Source organism: Fructobacillus cardui (assembly GCF_963580785.1).
Classification (GTDB): domain Bacteria; phylum Bacillota; class Bacilli; order Lactobacillales; family Lactobacillaceae; genus Fructobacillus; species Fructobacillus cardui.
Genome location: NZ_CAUZLS010000003.1, coordinates 26,660 through 42,400 on the forward strand (window position 1 = coordinate 26,660; position 15,741 = coordinate 42,400).

At 44.4% G+C, this 15,741-nt stretch carries 13 protein-coding genes; all 13 read right to left on the bottom strand.

Translation table 11 applies throughout. The features are described 5' to 3' along the window. Positions 1-96: 96 nt before the first annotated feature. On the bottom strand, positions 97-1,251 hold the full coding sequence (locus tag AABI20_RS03450) for a PTS sugar transporter subunit IIC (RefSeq protein WP_288846741.1): 1,155 nt from the start codon (positions 1,249-1,251) through the stop codon (positions 97-99). Positions 1,252-1,523: 272 nt separating this feature from the next. Continuing rightward, on the bottom strand, positions 1,524-2,519 hold the full coding sequence (locus AABI20_RS03455) for a D-2-hydroxyacid dehydrogenase (RefSeq protein ID WP_338345929.1): 996 nt from the start codon (positions 2,517-2,519) through the stop codon (positions 1,524-1,526). Between the two features lie 227 nt (positions 2,520-2,746). After that, positions 2,747-3,742: a D-2-hydroxyacid dehydrogenase gene (locus AABI20_RS03460; protein ID WP_047974297.1), complete on the bottom strand. Its 996-nt coding sequence runs from the start codon at positions 3,740-3,742 to the stop codon at positions 2,747-2,749. A 70-nt stretch (positions 3,743-3,812) separates the two neighbouring features. Further along, the gene (locus AABI20_RS03465) at positions 3,813-4,421 is read right to left on the bottom strand and encodes an ATP-dependent Clp protease proteolytic subunit (protein ID WP_047974296.1); all 609 of its coding nucleotides are present in this window, start codon (positions 4,419-4,421) and stop codon (positions 3,813-3,815) included. 83 nt (positions 4,422-4,504) lie between these two features. Further along, positions 4,505-5,449 (bottom strand): DNA-binding protein WhiA, encoded by a 945-nt coding sequence (gene whiA / locus AABI20_RS03470; RefSeq protein WP_047974295.1) that lies wholly within the window; start codon positions 5,447-5,449, stop codon positions 4,505-4,507. A gap of 1 nt (position 5,450) precedes the next feature. After that, complete coding sequence (locus AABI20_RS03475; RefSeq protein ID WP_047974294.1) at positions 5,451-6,416, bottom strand: gluconeogenesis factor YvcK family protein; 966 nt, start codon at positions 6,414-6,416, stop codon at positions 5,451-5,453. A gap of 81 nt (positions 6,417-6,497) precedes the next feature. Then, positions 6,498-7,130 carry a JAB domain-containing protein gene (locus AABI20_RS03480; RefSeq protein WP_338346778.1) on the bottom strand — a complete coding sequence of 211 codons (633 nt, stop codon included), beginning with the start codon at positions 7,128-7,130 and terminating at the stop codon, positions 6,498-6,500. A gap of 68 nt (positions 7,131-7,198) precedes the next feature. Beyond that, positions 7,199-8,599 (bottom strand): MFS transporter, encoded by a 1,401-nt coding sequence (locus tag AABI20_RS03485; protein WP_047974292.1) that lies wholly within the window; start codon positions 8,597-8,599, stop codon positions 7,199-7,201. Beyond that, complete coding sequence (locus tag AABI20_RS03490; RefSeq protein WP_338346780.1) at positions 8,581-9,789, bottom strand: bifunctional folylpolyglutamate synthase/dihydrofolate synthase; 1,209 nt, start codon at positions 9,787-9,789, stop codon at positions 8,581-8,583. Before AABI20_RS03490 ends, AABI20_RS03485 begins: the two co-directional genes overlap by 19 nt. 126 nt (positions 9,790-9,915) lie before the next feature. Next, complete coding sequence (cshA, locus tag AABI20_RS03495; protein ID WP_288846737.1) at positions 9,916-11,466, bottom strand: degradosome RNA helicase CshA; 1,551 nt, start codon at positions 11,464-11,466, stop codon at positions 9,916-9,918. Between the two features lie 128 nt (positions 11,467-11,594). Further along, on the bottom strand, positions 11,595-12,773 hold the full coding sequence (locus tag AABI20_RS03500) for a serine hydrolase domain-containing protein (protein WP_338346782.1): 1,179 nt from the start codon (positions 12,771-12,773) through the stop codon (positions 11,595-11,597). Continuing rightward, positions 12,766-14,130 (bottom strand): UDP-N-acetylmuramoyl-tripeptide--D-alanyl-D-alanine ligase, encoded by a 1,365-nt coding sequence (locus tag AABI20_RS03505; protein WP_338346783.1) that lies wholly within the window; start codon positions 14,128-14,130, stop codon positions 12,766-12,768. Before AABI20_RS03505 ends, AABI20_RS03500 begins: the two co-directional genes overlap by 8 nt. A 188-nt stretch (positions 14,131-14,318) precedes the next feature. Continuing rightward, the gene (gene rlmD, locus AABI20_RS03510; RefSeq protein ID WP_288846732.1) at positions 14,319-15,707 is read right to left on the bottom strand and encodes a 23S rRNA (uracil(1939)-C(5))-methyltransferase RlmD; all 1,389 of its coding nucleotides are present in this window, start codon (positions 15,705-15,707) and stop codon (positions 14,319-14,321) included. Between the last annotated feature and the right edge of the window lie 34 nt (positions 15,708-15,741).

Here is a 15,741-nt window from a genome sequence, read left to right on the forward strand (position 1 = left end):
TGCCGAAAGATTGAAAAAAGATACCATAATATTCTAACTAAGCTCTTCTCAAAAGGCAAGAAAAAAAGGACCTTGCGGTCCAATTTCATGTTTATTTTATAGTTCTTGCTTCAAATCTTCTGGTTCGAAAAGGTGCAAAACTTTGACGAAAATAAATTGAGTCAACAAACCTACCACAACAGGAATAACTACCCAGGCCAATAGCGCAACAACTGGTGAGATAAAGTTATTCATGACTGAACTTGGTACGGCAGCATCCTTAATCATTGATTGCAATGGTGAAACCAAACCAATATAACCGAAACCGGCCGTTGTTGGCGTTCCTTGGATGTCAAAGAGTGCCACTGCGACACTTGATAATGCACCCGAAAACATGAAGGACAAAATCATCACAGGCTTCTTAAAGATTGAAGGCATCATTCCCTTCATCGCTCCTAAGAAGATGGCAACCGTTGTTCCCTTCTTATTGACCTTCCATGAGTTCAAAAGCAAGATAATTGTTGTTGCAACAACACCCATGGCTGCTGCACCAGAAGCCATTCCATGTAAGTTAATCGCCAAGGCAATTCCAACTGTTGAAATTGGTGTGATAATAATGACGGCAAAAGCCATTCCAATCAAGATAGACATTGGTAATGGGGCTAATTTAGTGAAAACGTCCACCATATCCCCAATCCAAGTCGTAATCCGAGCGACATAAGGTGCAATTATCTTACCAAACAAACCAACGCCACCAGCAACAATAATTGGCGACAAGATAATCGCTACCGATCCAAAACCGGCCAGATAACGGTCAACCAGCCAGATAGCTAAAACAGCTAGACCAGCTACCAACATCGCATTGATCACATCACCAGCGCCGTTAGCAACAAAGAGACGCGTTGGAACAGCCAATGTCTTACCAGAAACGGGTTGTACCGTGCCAGCCTTAACCATTGCCCATTGAATTGAGTTTGAAGCAGCAACCGTTGCCAGTGCTACAACGCCCGTGTCAAGAGGCTTCATCTTGAAGTTCATCGCCACGGCCATTCCGATTAGGAATGGAATCATTGATGTAAAAAGTGTCAAAATTGCTGAGTAATCAGCCCCAAGGGGTGTCTTACCCAGACCTGAAAATTGAATGATGTACTTCATCACGGCTGATGGTAGCACACCGATTAAGATTCCTTGGGCGGACCCGGAAAGAACCTTAAAGAAGAAGTCCTTCACGCCCAATGGCGTTTTACCGGAAAATTGTTCTGCTGTTGTCATATTTTTCCTCCGCTTCACATCTTATAATTGTGAAGTTTTTATATTGCATAAAATAGTATAACAGGTCTTTTTGAAATTGTGAAGTCCATTACAGAAATTTTTGTGCCCATTGCCCCAATTTAATAGACTTTCACTTGTTTATAATCATTATCATTTCACTTATAAATCGCAAAAATGCATCGTGAAATTCATAATTATATCATCGAAATTCGGATTTTACAAAATTTTGTGCACAAAAAAGCTCAAACTATTCCTAATTTGAGCTAAAATTCTTAATATTCTAAAGCGTTATCCGATGGTTGACCATTCGCAAAGGCTAGTGCAGCACTCATTGATTGGTAAACCATTTCGTGGATTGCCTTTGTTGTGTAAAAGGCAACGTGTGGTGTGATTAAGACGTTATCACGAGCAATCAAGTCGGCCAATTTTTCATCAGGCAACTCTTCATGCGACCAATCATGTTCAAAGATACCAACTTCACCCTCGTAAACATCCAAAGCTAAATCAGAAATCTTACCAGAATCCAAAGCAGCAATCGCAGCATCCGTATCGATTAGGTTACCCCGTGATGTATTGACAATCACAACGCCATCCTTCATCTTAGCAAGACTTTCACCATTAACTAAGTGAACGTTTTCAGGAACACCTGGCACATGCAATGAAATAGCATCGGCTTGTGCAAAGAGTTCATCCAAGGTGTCAACGTACAAACCTTCTTCTTGCAACTCCTTGTTTGGGAATTTATCATAGGCAATGACTTTAGCGCCGAAGCCCTTCAAGATGTTAATGGCTTTACGACCAATGTTACCAGTACCGATAACACCAACAGTTTGCATCCGGACTTCACGACCAATTGTTGGCGCCCAGCGCAAATCATGCTTAGCAACCTTTGCATCCATTGGCTTCGTGCGGCGAAGCAAGCGAGACAATTGAATCATCGCATGTTCGGCGATGGCATTTGGTGAATAAACAGGAACATTTGAAAGGTTAAAGTCTAAACGCTTAGCAGCTTCAAAATCAATTGTTTCCGTTCCGACATTACGTAGGGATAGGTTCTTGATTCCTAAATCAGCCAAACCTTCTAAGACATCTGCCCCATAAGGGTCGAGCTGCAAAGTGACAACAGAATTAGCCCCCTTAGCCAGGGCAACTGTATCAGCTGTCAACACTTCGTTCGTGTAATCAACCTCAACAGTGGGGTTTTCTTCTTGCCAGCTTTTCAAAGCTGGTACTTCGTCATCACGAATTCCATAAGCAAAAACTTTCATTTCGACCTCCATCAATCCAGTTATTTATCGCTAGAAGTATAATACGCTCTTTTGAGTAAAAGGTCAATTAAATTGTCTAATTGTAAAAATCTAATTTAGCGCTTATAAATCGCTTGATAATCGCCACTCAGACTAAAAAAGGAATCTCACCGCTAATTTTTTAATCGACTCAAATGGCAAACAAATAAAAAAGCTAGGAACAATTATTCCTAGCTCTTTAAAATCAATTAAAACTTAACTGCGATGGCTGGTGTTTCGCCCTTAGCAAAAGCAACAGCGGCATCAAATGATTGGTGAACCATTTCGTCAACGGCCTTAGTAGTATAGAAGGCGATGTGTGGCGTAACCAAGACATTGTCGCGAGCAATCAAGTCCGCAATCTTTGGATCAGGGAATTCCTTACCTGACCAGTCTTCGTTGAACAAGCCAACTTCTTCTTCATAAACATCCATGGCAAAATCAGAAACCTTACCTGAGTTCAAACCATCGATAATAGCATCGATGTCCATCAAGTTTCCACGAGAAACGTTAACCAAGACAACGCCGTCCTTCATCTTAGCGATGCTGTCCTTGTTAATCAAATGATGGTTTTCAGGAACACCAGGAACGTACAATGAAATGGCATCGGCTTGTGCATACAAGTCATCCAATGAATCAACGTACAATCCTTCTTCTTGCAATTCCTTGTTTGGGAACTTGTCGTAAGCAATAACCTTAGCGCCGAAGCCCTTCAAGATATTGATTGCCTTACGACCGATGTTACCAGTACCGATAACACCAACAGTTTGCATCCGCATTTCACGACCGATAGTTGGCGCCCAACGCAAGTCATGCTTAGCAACCTTAGCGTCCATTGGCTTCGTACGACGAAGCAAACGAGACAATTGAATCATTGAATGTTCTGCAATGGCGTTTGGTGAATAAACTGGGACGTTTGAAACGTTGAAGCCCAACTCCTTGGCAGCATCGAAATCAATGTTGTCAGTTCCAACGTTACGCAAAGACAAGTTCTTAACCCCGACTTCAGCCAAGGCCGTCAAAGTTTCCTTTGTATAGTCCAATTGTTGGTAAACAACAGCTGAATCTGACCCCTTAGCCAATTGAGCAGTTTCGGGCGTCAACAATTCTTGCGTGTAACCAACCGTTACATCTGGGTTCTTCTTTTCCCAATCTTCCAAAGCTGGCTTTTCATCATCACGAATTCCGTAAGCAAAAATTTTCATTTTCGTCCTCCAAATTAACTTTCTAACAATATTATACACTAAAATTAATCAAAAAATATGGTTAAATTACTTATTTTTTCAAAGTAATTGGCTTTTCGCCAGCCTTTTCCATGATGCCGTCAATCAAACCGTATTCTAAGGTTTCTTCGGCAGACATCCAGAAGTCACGTTCTGTATCGTGTGCAATTTCATCCAAGCTCTTACCAGAACCATCGGCTAAAATCTTGTTCAACTTGTTACGCGTCTTAGTCAATTGGTCGGCAATAATGGCCATATCGGTTTGCTGTGTACCACCGGCTGCCCCACCCATTGGTTGGTGAATTAGGTATTCGGCGTTTGGCAACATAAAGCGGTGCCCCTTTTCACCAGAGGCGGCAATGATGGTTCCCATTGAAGCTGCCAATCCCATAACAATCGTTGTCACAGGGGCCTTAATGAAGTTCATCGTGTCTGTAATCGACAAACCAGCGGTCACAGAACCACCTGGTGAGTTAATATACATTGCAATTTCTTTTTCAGGATCTTGGGCTTCCAAGAAGAGTAGCTGGGCAACAATCGATGTTGCCATGCTATCCTCAACCTCACCTTGAACCAAAATAATTCGGTCCTTCAGTAAACGGGAAGGCAAGTCATAGGATTCACGCCCATTGGCGGTTTGTTCAATTACTCCTGGCCACATAGCAATACTCCTTTGTAGTGTTCTTAGAATATAATTGTAACGCACTTTATCAAGAAACTAAAATAAAGGCGAATGATTTCAAATTAAATATTGTCCAAATCAAAGTCACCACCAGATTGAATTAAATCAGCTAATTTCGCTAATTTACGCATACGATGGTTTGCTCCCGATTTAGAAATTTCTAAAATATCGCCAATTTCAGCCAAGGAACCATCAGGGTGGTCGAGTCGGGCTCTGGCAAAATCAGCTAACTTAGCTGGTAACTCATCAAGGTCACCAATTGCTTTTTGGATGGTCAAAATTGCTTGGACTTGGCTATTGGCTGCAACAGCCGTGCGCTGCATGTTGGCGACATCGGCGTTATTCATCCGATTGACCGAATTCCGGGTATCGCGAGCAATCCGAATATCGGCAAAATGAAGCATGGTTTGTACAGCACCAATTAGTTTTAGAAAATCAACAATTTTTTCAGCTCGTTTCATATAAACAATGTAACCAGAATGTCGGGGCGTCACCTTGACCTGAAGGTCAAAGTTTGTCATCAAAGCAACCAATTGCTCAGCTAGCTCCTCATGGCCAGTGTAGATTTCCAAATGGTAATTGGCCTTCTCCGGTGAGTTTACCGAACCAGCGGCCAAAAAAGCCCCTCGCAAGAAGGCTTGCTGCTTTTTTTTGCTGTTCAATAACCAAGCCGGTACTTCCTGGTCAATTCCCAATGGATCAACGCCCAGCTCTTTTAAAATTTGCTCAACTTGACTTTGTAAAACAACTAAAAGCTTTTTACGGTCAGATAAGGCGGCCCGCTGATTAACCTGAACTTCCACTACCGCTGTTGGGTAAATTTGCTTAATCAAAGTATAGATACGACGAGCAATAGCCGGATTTTCAGTTTGAACCCGGACTTCCTGCTCAATCCCCCAACTCGAAGCGCCATTCATTTGTAAAAGCGCAGCCAATTCTGATCTGGCAGCATCGTCTGAAACCGTTCGCCCGGTTAGTTCTTTTTTTACTTCTGCTGCGTACGACATCTTACTCCTCTGTCAGTGAAACTAACACGTCGGCAACCTTGTCTCCATCGTGAAAGGCTCCGGCATCACGCAGGGCCAAGAAGTCTTTAGAAATACTCTTAGCTCCAGCTTGTCTGATTTTTGCTGGGTCTTGAACAACTTGTTTGGAAATTTCGCCCCACTTTTGGTAGTCAACGAAATCTGCTGGCACCTCTTGATCATTCGTTAAAACATAATCAATCAAGTTTTGCCCTAAATGGTGATTTAGGACCGCTAAGTGTTCGGCATCAGTATAGGAATCCGTTTCCCCTTTTTGGGTCATGATGTTGGCAATGTAAACCTGCTTAGCCTTTGTTTCTTGCAATGCCTCTTTGATACCTGGCACCACAACATTCGGTAAAATCGATGTAAAGAGTGATCCCGGTCCAAAGACAATTAAATCAGCATCCAAAATAGCCGCAATGGCCTCCGGACTGGCGACAATTTCTTCACCTTTTTCATTTGGCTCTACCCAAACATGGTCCAAAGACTGGTGAGCAGCCGTAATGGCCGCCTCGCCTTCCAAAAATTGACCACTTTTCGTTTTGGCATGTAAAATCAACGGCTGCTTCGCTACAGGAAAGACATGGCCCTTAATTTTCAAATAATGGGCTAAACGGGCAATCGCTTCCGAAATATCACCGGTCATTTCCGTTAAAGCCGCAATCAGCAAATTACCAACTGCATGTTTAGCCAAAAAAGCATCATTCGTTTTAAAGCGGTACTGGAAAAGGTCTAATAGTTCCTGGTCCCCTTCAGACATGGCTACTAAGATATTGCGAATATCCCCAGGTGGAATAATGTTCACGTAGTCACGCAACAAACCAGAAGAGCCACCATCATCAGCAACCGTTACGATTGCCGTCAAATCGACATCGTGTTGGATTAATGGGCGAATGATGACGGGTAATCCCGATCCCCCACCAATCATCACAATTTTTGCAGTCATCTTTCGATCCTCTCTCGTGCTATTACTAACAATATTTTACCATTTTTACCGGTTTATCATGAGAGCGAAAGAAAGAAATTTCTAAACAAAATCAGTGGCTTCATCAATTTCACCACCCAGTAATTGGCCATTTTCTTGCATCGACCAATAGCCATCCTTGGCCACGATAAAGGCATCAAGGAGTGGCAAGTTTAAGTCCTGCCCCAAACAGTATAGTCGTTTGGTAAACTGTTTGTCTTGAACCGAAGGTCGTAAGTTTCCTGACGGATGGTTATGAGCAATGATGATAGCATAGGCATTGGCCAACAAGGCTCGTTGGAAAATCTCACGTGGTGAGGCGGCCACTTCGGTTAAGGTACCAACGAAAACGACTTCCCAACCAATCACGTCTAATTGCGTATTTAATAGGGCCAAAAATAGTTGTTCCTGCTTTAACGGTCCTAATTTTTCCTTTGCAAAAGCGCCAACCATGTTGGAATGCCGGGCAGAAAGTAAGATTGGTCGACGTTCCGATGCAAAGGTTACTCCTAAGTGCATCGCAATCAACAAGGCCCGGTTCGGGCCCGGATTTTCAGCGATAAAATCAGCCTTTGTCTCATAATCGAGTTCCCAAAAAAGATATTTTTCGGGAAAATACAGCTGAAAAATTTCACTATTCTTTTGGCCATCCTCGCCAATCGCCTCGTAAAAATTAAAAACCTGATTTTTCATCATATTGCAATTCTCCTTCATGCAATCAGACGAAAAAATCAGGTTCAAATCATCAAAAAAGAAAAGAGTCTTTAGTCCTTAATGACCATTGGACCATCACCAGCATCCTTCATGACCTTCAACGACAGATAAACGGCCAAAGCAATCAGAATCACATCAAAGCGATAAGTCCACTGAATACCATTCAAAGTTGCAGCAGACAAATTCGTTGCACCCTTTTGGAAAATGGAAATAATCGAGGCAGCCAAGGCGATTCCAACAGCGGCTGAATAATTATTAACTGCTGAAAAAATCGAGTTACCAGCACTATGAAAGACTCGGTCTAGGTGTGAAATGGCATTGGTCATATTGTTTCCAAACCAGAAGCCACCACCCAACTGGGTAATCACAAAGGCAATCGTCATCGACCAGACGGTAAATGGTACCAAGACAATCCATACCATGCCAAGAACAATGAATCCTAGACCAATCGCATTAGGCAACTTAGGGCCAAAGCGGTCATACAAGTTTCCAGAGATGATGGACATGATCGCAAAACCAATTGCACCAGGGAAAAGTGACAAACCAGCAACGCTTGAACTCTGCTTCAAAACCAGCTGCAGTCCCATTGGGATTGCATAGTTAAAGGTCAAGTTAACGACCTGAATTAAGACCGCCGCTAGGACCGCCTGGCGAAACATTGGCAGGGCAAACATCTTTGGTGAAAGCAGTGGTTCCTCTTCTTTTTGAGCATAGAAATAGTACCCGAAGATTCCAACCAACATCACTGCTAAAGCAGTTAAGCTCAAGATGTTGAACAGACCGTGACCAGACAAACGATCAACCGTGATTAAGCCGCCAACAAAGAAACAAGACAACAATAACCAGCCAATCAAATCAAAGCGGGCTTTCTTAAGCGGATCAATTTGCTGAATGGTGAACCAACCAACGATTAGGGCAAAGAGCTGGATTGGCAAAACCACCCAGAAAATCATGTGCCAACCATAATAGGCCGTTAAGAACCCACCAAAGGCTGGGCCCAAGGCAGGCGAAAAAGAAACAATTAAGGAGGCTAAACCAATCATCGTTCCACGGCGATTGTCGGGAACCTGTTCAAAAACGACGTTGTTCATGAGGGGCAAGCCAACGCCGGCTCCAACACCTTGCAGGAGGCGACCAAAAAGGATAAGACCAAATTGGTTGGAGGTCGCATCAATGAAAATTCCAATCAATGACACTACCCCGGCCACCATAAACTGAGACCGGTTACTAAAGCGGGCCTTCAACCAAGGCGACATAATGACAATCATCGACGTCAATAAGATGACCCCGGAGGTCAACCACTGAACCGTCGCTGAATCAACATGCAATTGCTTCATCAAAGCTGGGAAGGAAACGTTCAAAGCCGTCTCCAACATAATATCCGTAAAACCAAGTAAGGCAATTGCCAAAATACTCAAAATGAGCCGAGGGCTTAAGACTTTTTCTGGCATAATTCTCTCCTAACATCACTAATAAAGTACAAGGACCCTGTAATCACAACGTTTTGATTCTGATTTTCACTGAGGGCCTGGTCCAATGAATCGTACCAAATCAGGTCCTGATTTGCTAAGTCCACCTGGTCTTTTTGTAAGCCAGGGCGACCGGCAACACCCTCAAAGGGCACCAAGGCCAACGTAATCTGCGGGTCTTTTTCAAGTTCCAAGAAAGCTAAATCAACATTTTTATCGGCCAAAGAGCCAATGATGACTGTCACGGGGCCAGCCAAATTTTCCTTAATTGACTGGTGTAAGGCCTGAATACCAGCCTGGTTATGGGCACCATCTAAGTAAATCTTTGGCTTAATTTGTTCAAAGCGCCCGGCCAAAAAGGCCTGGTTCAAACCAGCTTGAATCACCTCATCTTGCAAATTGGGACGCCAAGTTTTCAGCGCTAGCACCGCGGTCGCCGTATTATCAGCTTGAAAGCTGCCAGACAAAGCCGAATGAAACGACCCAACCTGTGCCATCAAAACAGGACTGCCAACCGCTTTGGCCTGCGCTTCAATCACTTTTTTGGCCTCATTTGTGACACCAGGCCCAATCACCGTTTTTGATCCCGGCTTGATGATTCCGGCTTTTTGACCAGCAATTGCAGCAACGGTGTCGCCAAGCATTGCCTGGTGGTCCAAGGCCACGGTCGTCACCACGGCAACTTTGGTCATCTTTAAAATATTGGTAGAATCAAAGCGACCACCAATCCCTACCTCAATTACAGCCAAATCAAGGTCTTGGTCTGCAAAATACAGAAACATAATGGCCGTCACCACTTCAAATTCGGTTGGCGTCAACAGGCCAGAAGATGCCTGCTCCACCCGGTCGGTTGCTTCCTTCACCTTATTGGTATACAAAATCAGGTCAGCCGGTGTGATTAATTCCCCATTGATTTGAAAACGTTCCCGAAAATCGGTCATAAATGGCGAAGTAAAAGTTCCGACACGAAAGCCGGCTTCTTTAGCGACCGCCGTCACCATGGTCGCTACTGACCCCTTCCCATTGGTTCCAGTAATATGGATGGTTTCTTCCAGACGGTCTTCGGGATGACCCAAAACCGTCATCAAGGCGTCTAAACGGGCGAAGCTATCTTTTTTGCCAGCCCTTGGCCGACCGTGAATATAGGCTAAGGCCTCTTCAATTCTCTTCACTAACGGTTCTCCCAACTATAGTTCTAACACTCATTATAACGAGATAGGGACAAAAAAACCGCCTGATTACAGACGGTTTTACACTTTTTTAAGCGACCAATCCGCTCAATTTGTAGTGTATCTAATTTAGCCTTTTTCGCGGACGGTAAAGTCACGGCGACGACGGTTGCCACCACCTTGGTGTCCACCACGGTTATCGCGATTTTCGGAATGTGAACGGTTACCACCCCGGTAGCCGCCACCATTACCATTACGACGACCGCCGCCATTACCTCGGTAGCCACCACCGTTACCATTTGAACGACGGTTGCCACCACGGTAACCACCACGACGTGATGATGAACCACCCTTGCGACGAGGCAAAGGACGTTCGCGTGACAAAACAACTGGTGCGTTTTGCTTATCCAAGCCAGCCACGGCAGCCAACAAACCGGCGGCCAATTGTTCGGCTGTGAATTGTGACGTCATTTGGTTAACTTGGTCTTGCAATTCAGCTGGGTTCAAGCCCTTAATGGTTACGGCTGCGGTATCAATGGCACCATTAATCCGACCAATCCGAGCTTCCTTCAAAGTTGCTGGTTGCAATGGCGTCATGCGCTTCTTCGTCAATTCTTCAACGGCACGCAAGTAATCCATTTCGTTTGGTGCAACTAAGGTTACTGAAACACCTTCAGCACCGGCACGACCAGTACGACCGATACGGTGAACATATGATTCTGGATCTTGTGGAATATCGAAGTTATAAACGTGACTCACGTCCTTAACATCCAAACCACGGGCCGCAACATCGGTCGCAACCAAAAGATTGATTTCATGGGCCTTAAATTGGTCCAAGACACGTGAACGCATTTGTTGCGTCAAATCACCGTGCAAACCAGCGGCACGGTAACCACGAGCTTCCAAACCACGAGCCAATTCTTCAACTCGACGCTTTGTCCGGCCAAAGACAATGCCCAAGAATGGTTCTTGGATATCGATTGTTCGAGTCAAGGCATCAAACTTTTCTTCGTGACGAACGCGAATGAAGTATTGGTCAACCAAATCAGTCGTCAATTGCTTGGCCTTGATTTGGATGTATTCAGGATTCGTCATAAACTTCATCCCAATTCGCTTGATAGCTTCAGGCATTGTTGCAGAGAACAACAGTGTCTGACGGTGGTCAGGCACCTGAGCGATGATGGCTTCAATGTCATCCAAGAAGCCCATGTTTAACATTTCATCGGCTTCATCTAAAACCAATGTCTTAACACCGCCAAGCTTGGCAGTCTTACGGTTAATATGGTCTAACAAACGACCAGGAGTTCCAACTAAAATTTGTGGGTGTGACTTCAAGCCCTTAATTTGTGGGCGGATATCGGCACCACCGAAGACAACTTGGACGTTAACTGATTTGTCAGAGCCAAGCTTCTTCAATTCTTCGGCAGTTTGGATTGCTAATTCTCGTGTAGGTGAGATGATAACAGCTTGGATGTTTTGGTCATTCAAGTCGATGTTTTCCAAGATTGGCAAACCAAAAGCGGCTGTCTTACCAGTTCCTGTTTGGGCCTGGCCGATAACATCCTTACCTGCTAAGGTCAAAGGAATTGTCTTTTCTTGGATGGGGGTTGCTTCAACGTAGCCATGGGCTTCGATTGACTGCAAAATGGCTTGTGACAAGCCGAGTTCATTAAACTTCAAAATTATCTCCTTTTTGCGCACTGGTTCAGCGCGCCCTGACTCATCGCTGAGTCGTTTCCATCATAACGTGCCACCAGCACGTCAAAAATACGCCAAGCAGTTTATAGTCTAGCTGGGCTGACTAGTGTTTAGGAAGGAACCTTCGTTCCTGTTAGCTTCTCATATAGGTCACGTGAGAGACCCTCAAAACTGTGGCCATGGTAGTACTGATTTGCCAATAGAATCACAGCATCTTGGCTATTCTTGCCCAAAACAACGGATGGCTCAAAACCGTTAAAAATCCCATGAGAGGTATAAACGTTGCCATAACGATAAAGACCAGAGACATAGTGGGCCGGCAAATGCTGAACCAAGAGCTCCATTGGGTTCTGAAAGAAATCACCATGGAAGAAGAGCCAATAGGCTCGATAAAGCATACCAGCGGACATCGCGAGGTTTCCTGTTCCAGTTTCTCGCTCATTTTCAACCTTGGTGACACCAGTTGGGCTAGTAGTATCTTTTTGATAACCCAAGGCAGCCTGATTATCCTCTGCAAACTGTACATAATCGTCAATGCTGAGCTTGTACTGCTTGTTATAGTAGTCTTTAACCATTTTGTCAAAGGACTGACCCGAAATCTTCATTAAAATACCAGCCAATAACCGGTAATTAACTGGCTGATAAGACCAACCAGCCCCAGAACCAATGGCCGCTCCGGTATTCTCCGTATTATCAGCCGAGAATTGAGCGTTATCTTGATCAGACGTAAAAGTCGTTGGTTGCAACTTTTGCTGCAAAGAAGAGGTCATCGTCAACAAATCTCGGATCGAGATTTGATCAGCATTAGCAATGTTTGGATAAAACTGGCTGAGATGGTCATCATAGGAAAGCTTCTTTTCAGAAACTGCCTGACCGACTAAAACAGCTGTCAAAAATTTAGCAGAAGACGCAATATGATAAACCGTTTGGGCATTATTGTGCACCTGCTTACTATAATTAGCAAAGCCATAACCCTGGTTCAAAATGATTTTGCCATCCTTGATGACTAGGGCTGTTCCGGTGAAATTTTCACTCTTTAATTTTTGATCAATTGCTTCAGCAGTCTGATTCTGCGGACTAAGGTCCTTTTTTAAATTCTTGACATTATCAGCCGAAAATATTTTTTGTTCAGGCAAAATTGCTTGTGGACTAGCTTTGGTTAACTTTGCTAAGCCAATTGCTCCCCCAATAAAAAGAATAATCAAGGTAATCGTTGACAAAGCCAGCCAATGGTCCCTAAACCATAGTGATTTTACTTTTTCTGGGAAAAGATCGACCCGTTTAAGCATGGACACCTCCCTGCTTGCCTTGATCAGTGACCAAATGGTCTACAACTTTCTCCAAGTGGATGCCGTGACTGGCCTTCAAGAAGACACAATCATTTGAATCAAGGTCATTTGTCAAATCAGTCACGAGTGCTTCTAACTGGTCAGTTTGATATAAGTGAACCTGATCAGATGGCAACGTTTCTTTCAAAACTGTTCCTAGGTTTTCCACCATCAAAGGACCGACTAGGTAAACCGCCTTTGGTTGTGCCTGCAAAACAGCTTCCTTTAAGCCAGCGTGAAGGGCCGGTGCCGCTTCACCAAGTTCAAGCATGTCACCAAGAACTAAAACCAAATTTTCAGTATGATCCTTTGCCAACGCCAACAAAACTTCCTTGGTCGCCGTTGGGTTGGCGTTATAAACATCCGAAATGACCATTGCCCCATTAGCTGCCGTCAGCAACTGGGTGCGGTTTTTCGTTAACGCAAAATTTTTCAAGGCTGAAGCAATCGTTTGGAGGTCCAAATCGAAAGCTTGGCCAACACGAATTGCCGCCAAGGCATTCCTAACATTATAACGGCCCAGGAGCGGAATTGCAAATTCTTGACCCTGATCGCTAAATTTTGTTTCCTGCAGCGTTTCAACACAGTCCTTTGGTTCCGGTCCAAAACTAACCGTATTGGCTGGCAAACCCTCGGCATCCTGCAAGAGTGGTTCATCTTTTGGAATTAACAACTCCCCACCTGGCTTCAGACCAGCAATAATTTCCAACTTGGCCTTGGCAATGTTGGTTCGTGTCTTAAAGAATTCAAGATGGGCCTCACCAATCATGGTAATAACGTCCAAGTCAGGTTGCGCCAGCGTTGACAAAGCCGTCAGCTGACCCGGACGGTCCATGCCCATCTCCAAGACCAAGACCTCAGTTGTCGCTGGCATCGTCAGAATGGTGACCGGCAGGCCAATTTCATTATTAAAATTGGCTGGGGTCTTAAATGTCTGATACTTCGTGGCCAAAATCGCGGCAACCATATCCTTGGTTGTCGTTTTGCCGTTCGAACCGGTAATGGCAACGACCTTTGGCTGAATTGTTTGCAGGTAAAATTTCGCTAATTCCTGCAGGCCCGCTAAAGTATCATCAACAACCACCGCTGGTACGGCCCCATCGATAACATGTTGTGTCTGTGCTAGAACCCCGGTGGCACCGTTTTTGAGTGCCTGATCAATATAATCATGACCATCTTTGTCACCAACTAAGGCGACAAACAGGTCACCGGCTTTCACCTGGCGAGAATCGAAGGCGACACCCGTCACAGTCTGTTCGGCTGGTCCATGCAGACTTCCTTTAGTTGCTTGTGCAATTGTTTGTAACGAAAGATTCATAGCAATTGATTTCCTTACTTAGTAAAAATTTAGGTGGCACTTAATCTTGTTGCTTTTTAAACGACTAGCAGCTGATTTCAATAGCACTTAATTTTAACGCCTTTAAATGACCAGCAACTGATTTCAATAGCACTTAATTTTAACGCCTTTAAATGACCAGCACCCGATTTCAATAACACTTATAGCACTTAGTCTTCGCGCTTTTGTAAGACGGTAATCGTCTCGATATGAGCAGTCTGAGGGAATTGATCCACCGGAACAACCGGTCCTTTTACCTCATAACTCAGATCCTTAAACAGGGCAACATCACGAGCAGCCGTCACGGGATTACACGAAACGTAAACCACGCGGTCAGGGCCCATTTCAGCTGTCTTTTCAATTAACTTCGGCGTCAAGCCCCGGCGTGGTGGGTCGACAAAGACAACATCTGGTTGAATCCCTTGTTTTTGCCAATCCTCAAACTGATCAGGCGCATCGCGCTCAATATAGCTGGCATTGTCAATCTGATTTAATGCTAAATTCTTCTTGGCATCCATGACTGCCCCGGGAACAACCTCAACACCAATCACTTCCTTGACGCGGTCAGCAACTGAAATCCCGATTGTCCCAATTCCTGCATAGGCATCAACGACAACATCCGTCGGCTTTAAATCAGCCAAGTCGGCTGCCTTTTGATACAGCTTTTCCGTCATGACCGGATTAACCTGGTAGAAGGAATTTGGGCCGATCAAGAACTTTTTGCCGAGCAATGTGTCCTCAATGGTCGCTTGACCAAAGAGCACGCGGTTATTGGCACTTAATTGGACATAATCTTTTTTTGGTGCAAAGTTCAAAATTAAGGATGTCAAATCAGGCAAAGCTTCCACGATGTCAGCCACGAGGCCTGCCTCATCTGGCAAATTTTTCTCGTTGGTCACCAAAACCACCATTAACTGCTGGCTATAATAACCCCGGCGCACCATCACATAGCGAATTGCTCCTTCTTCTTGGTCCGGATCATAGGCAGAGACACCCCGTTTAGCAAGAATCTCACGAACAATGACAATCACTTCGTCTACCCGGGCATCATTAACATAGTAGTCTTCCATCGGTACCAAATGATGACTACCTCGTTGATAAAAGCCGGACAAAAGCTGGCCATCCTGCCACTTAAGGGGAACAACCGTTTTGTTCCGGTAATAAGTTGGCGTTGTGTCCATCGTAATCGGATTAACAACGGTTACCTCTAGACCAGCATCGTAAAAGTTTTTTTCCACAATTTGTTGCTTAAATTCTTTCTGATTTGCATAAGCCCAGTTAACCAAGGGCGCCGTACCGGCCTCAATCAAATATTGGCGGTTTTGATTTTTACGCCCAGTACTCTCTTTGACCCAGGTCAAAATTTTTCCGTAGGCGGAATACTTATCCACTTGGATAATGTCAATTTCAACTTCTTCACCAAGCATGGCATCAGCTAAATAAATCGGATAATCTGGCCGACCCTCTAAAAAGGCCATGCCCATCCCATTTTGGCGAATCTCCTTGATAGTGACCGTCAATTTTTCATGTAATTTAACAGGTACGATTGTCTTTGCCATCATGCCTCCAGCACTTTGCTTGGTGATAATTCAC

Bases quoted from the DNA above. Each gene is read 5' to 3' on its own strand.
- AABI20_RS03450 (WP_288846741.1), bottom strand. From the start codon at position 1,251: ATGACAACAGCAGAACAATTTTCCGGTAAAACGCCATTGGGCGTGAAG.
- AABI20_RS03455 (WP_338345929.1), bottom strand. From the start codon at position 2,519: ATGAAAGTTTTTGCTTATGGAATTCGTGATGACGAAGTACCAGCTTTG.
- AABI20_RS03460 (WP_047974297.1), bottom strand. From the start codon at position 3,742: ATGAAAATTTTTGCTTACGGAATTCGTGATGATGAAAAGCCAGCTTTG.
- AABI20_RS03465 (WP_047974296.1), bottom strand. From the start codon at position 4,421: ATGTGGCCAGGAGTAATTGAACAAACCGCCAATGGGCGTGAATCCTAT.
- whiA (WP_047974295.1), bottom strand. From the start codon at position 5,449: ATGTCGTACGCAGCAGAAGTAAAAAAAGAACTAACCGGGCGAACGGTT.
- AABI20_RS03475 (WP_047974294.1), bottom strand. From the start codon at position 6,416: ATGACTGCAAAAATTGTGATGATTGGTGGGGGATCGGGATTACCCGTC.
- AABI20_RS03480 (WP_338346778.1), bottom strand. From the start codon at position 7,130: ATGATGAAAAATCAGGTTTTTAATTTTTACGAGGCGATTGGCGAGGAT.
- AABI20_RS03485 (WP_047974292.1), bottom strand. From the start codon at position 8,599: ATGCCAGAAAAAGTCTTAAGCCCTCGGCTCATTTTGAGTATTTTGGCA.
- AABI20_RS03500 (WP_338346782.1), bottom strand. From the start codon at position 12,773: ATGCTTAAACGGGTCGATCTTTTCCCAGAAAAAGTAAAATCACTATGG.
- AABI20_RS03505 (WP_338346783.1), bottom strand. From the start codon at position 14,130: ATGAATCTTTCGTTACAAACAATTGCACAAGCAACTAAAGGAAGTCTG.
- rlmD (WP_288846732.1), bottom strand. From the start codon at position 15,707: ATGGCAAAGACAATCGTACCTGTTAAATTACATGAAAAATTGACGGTC.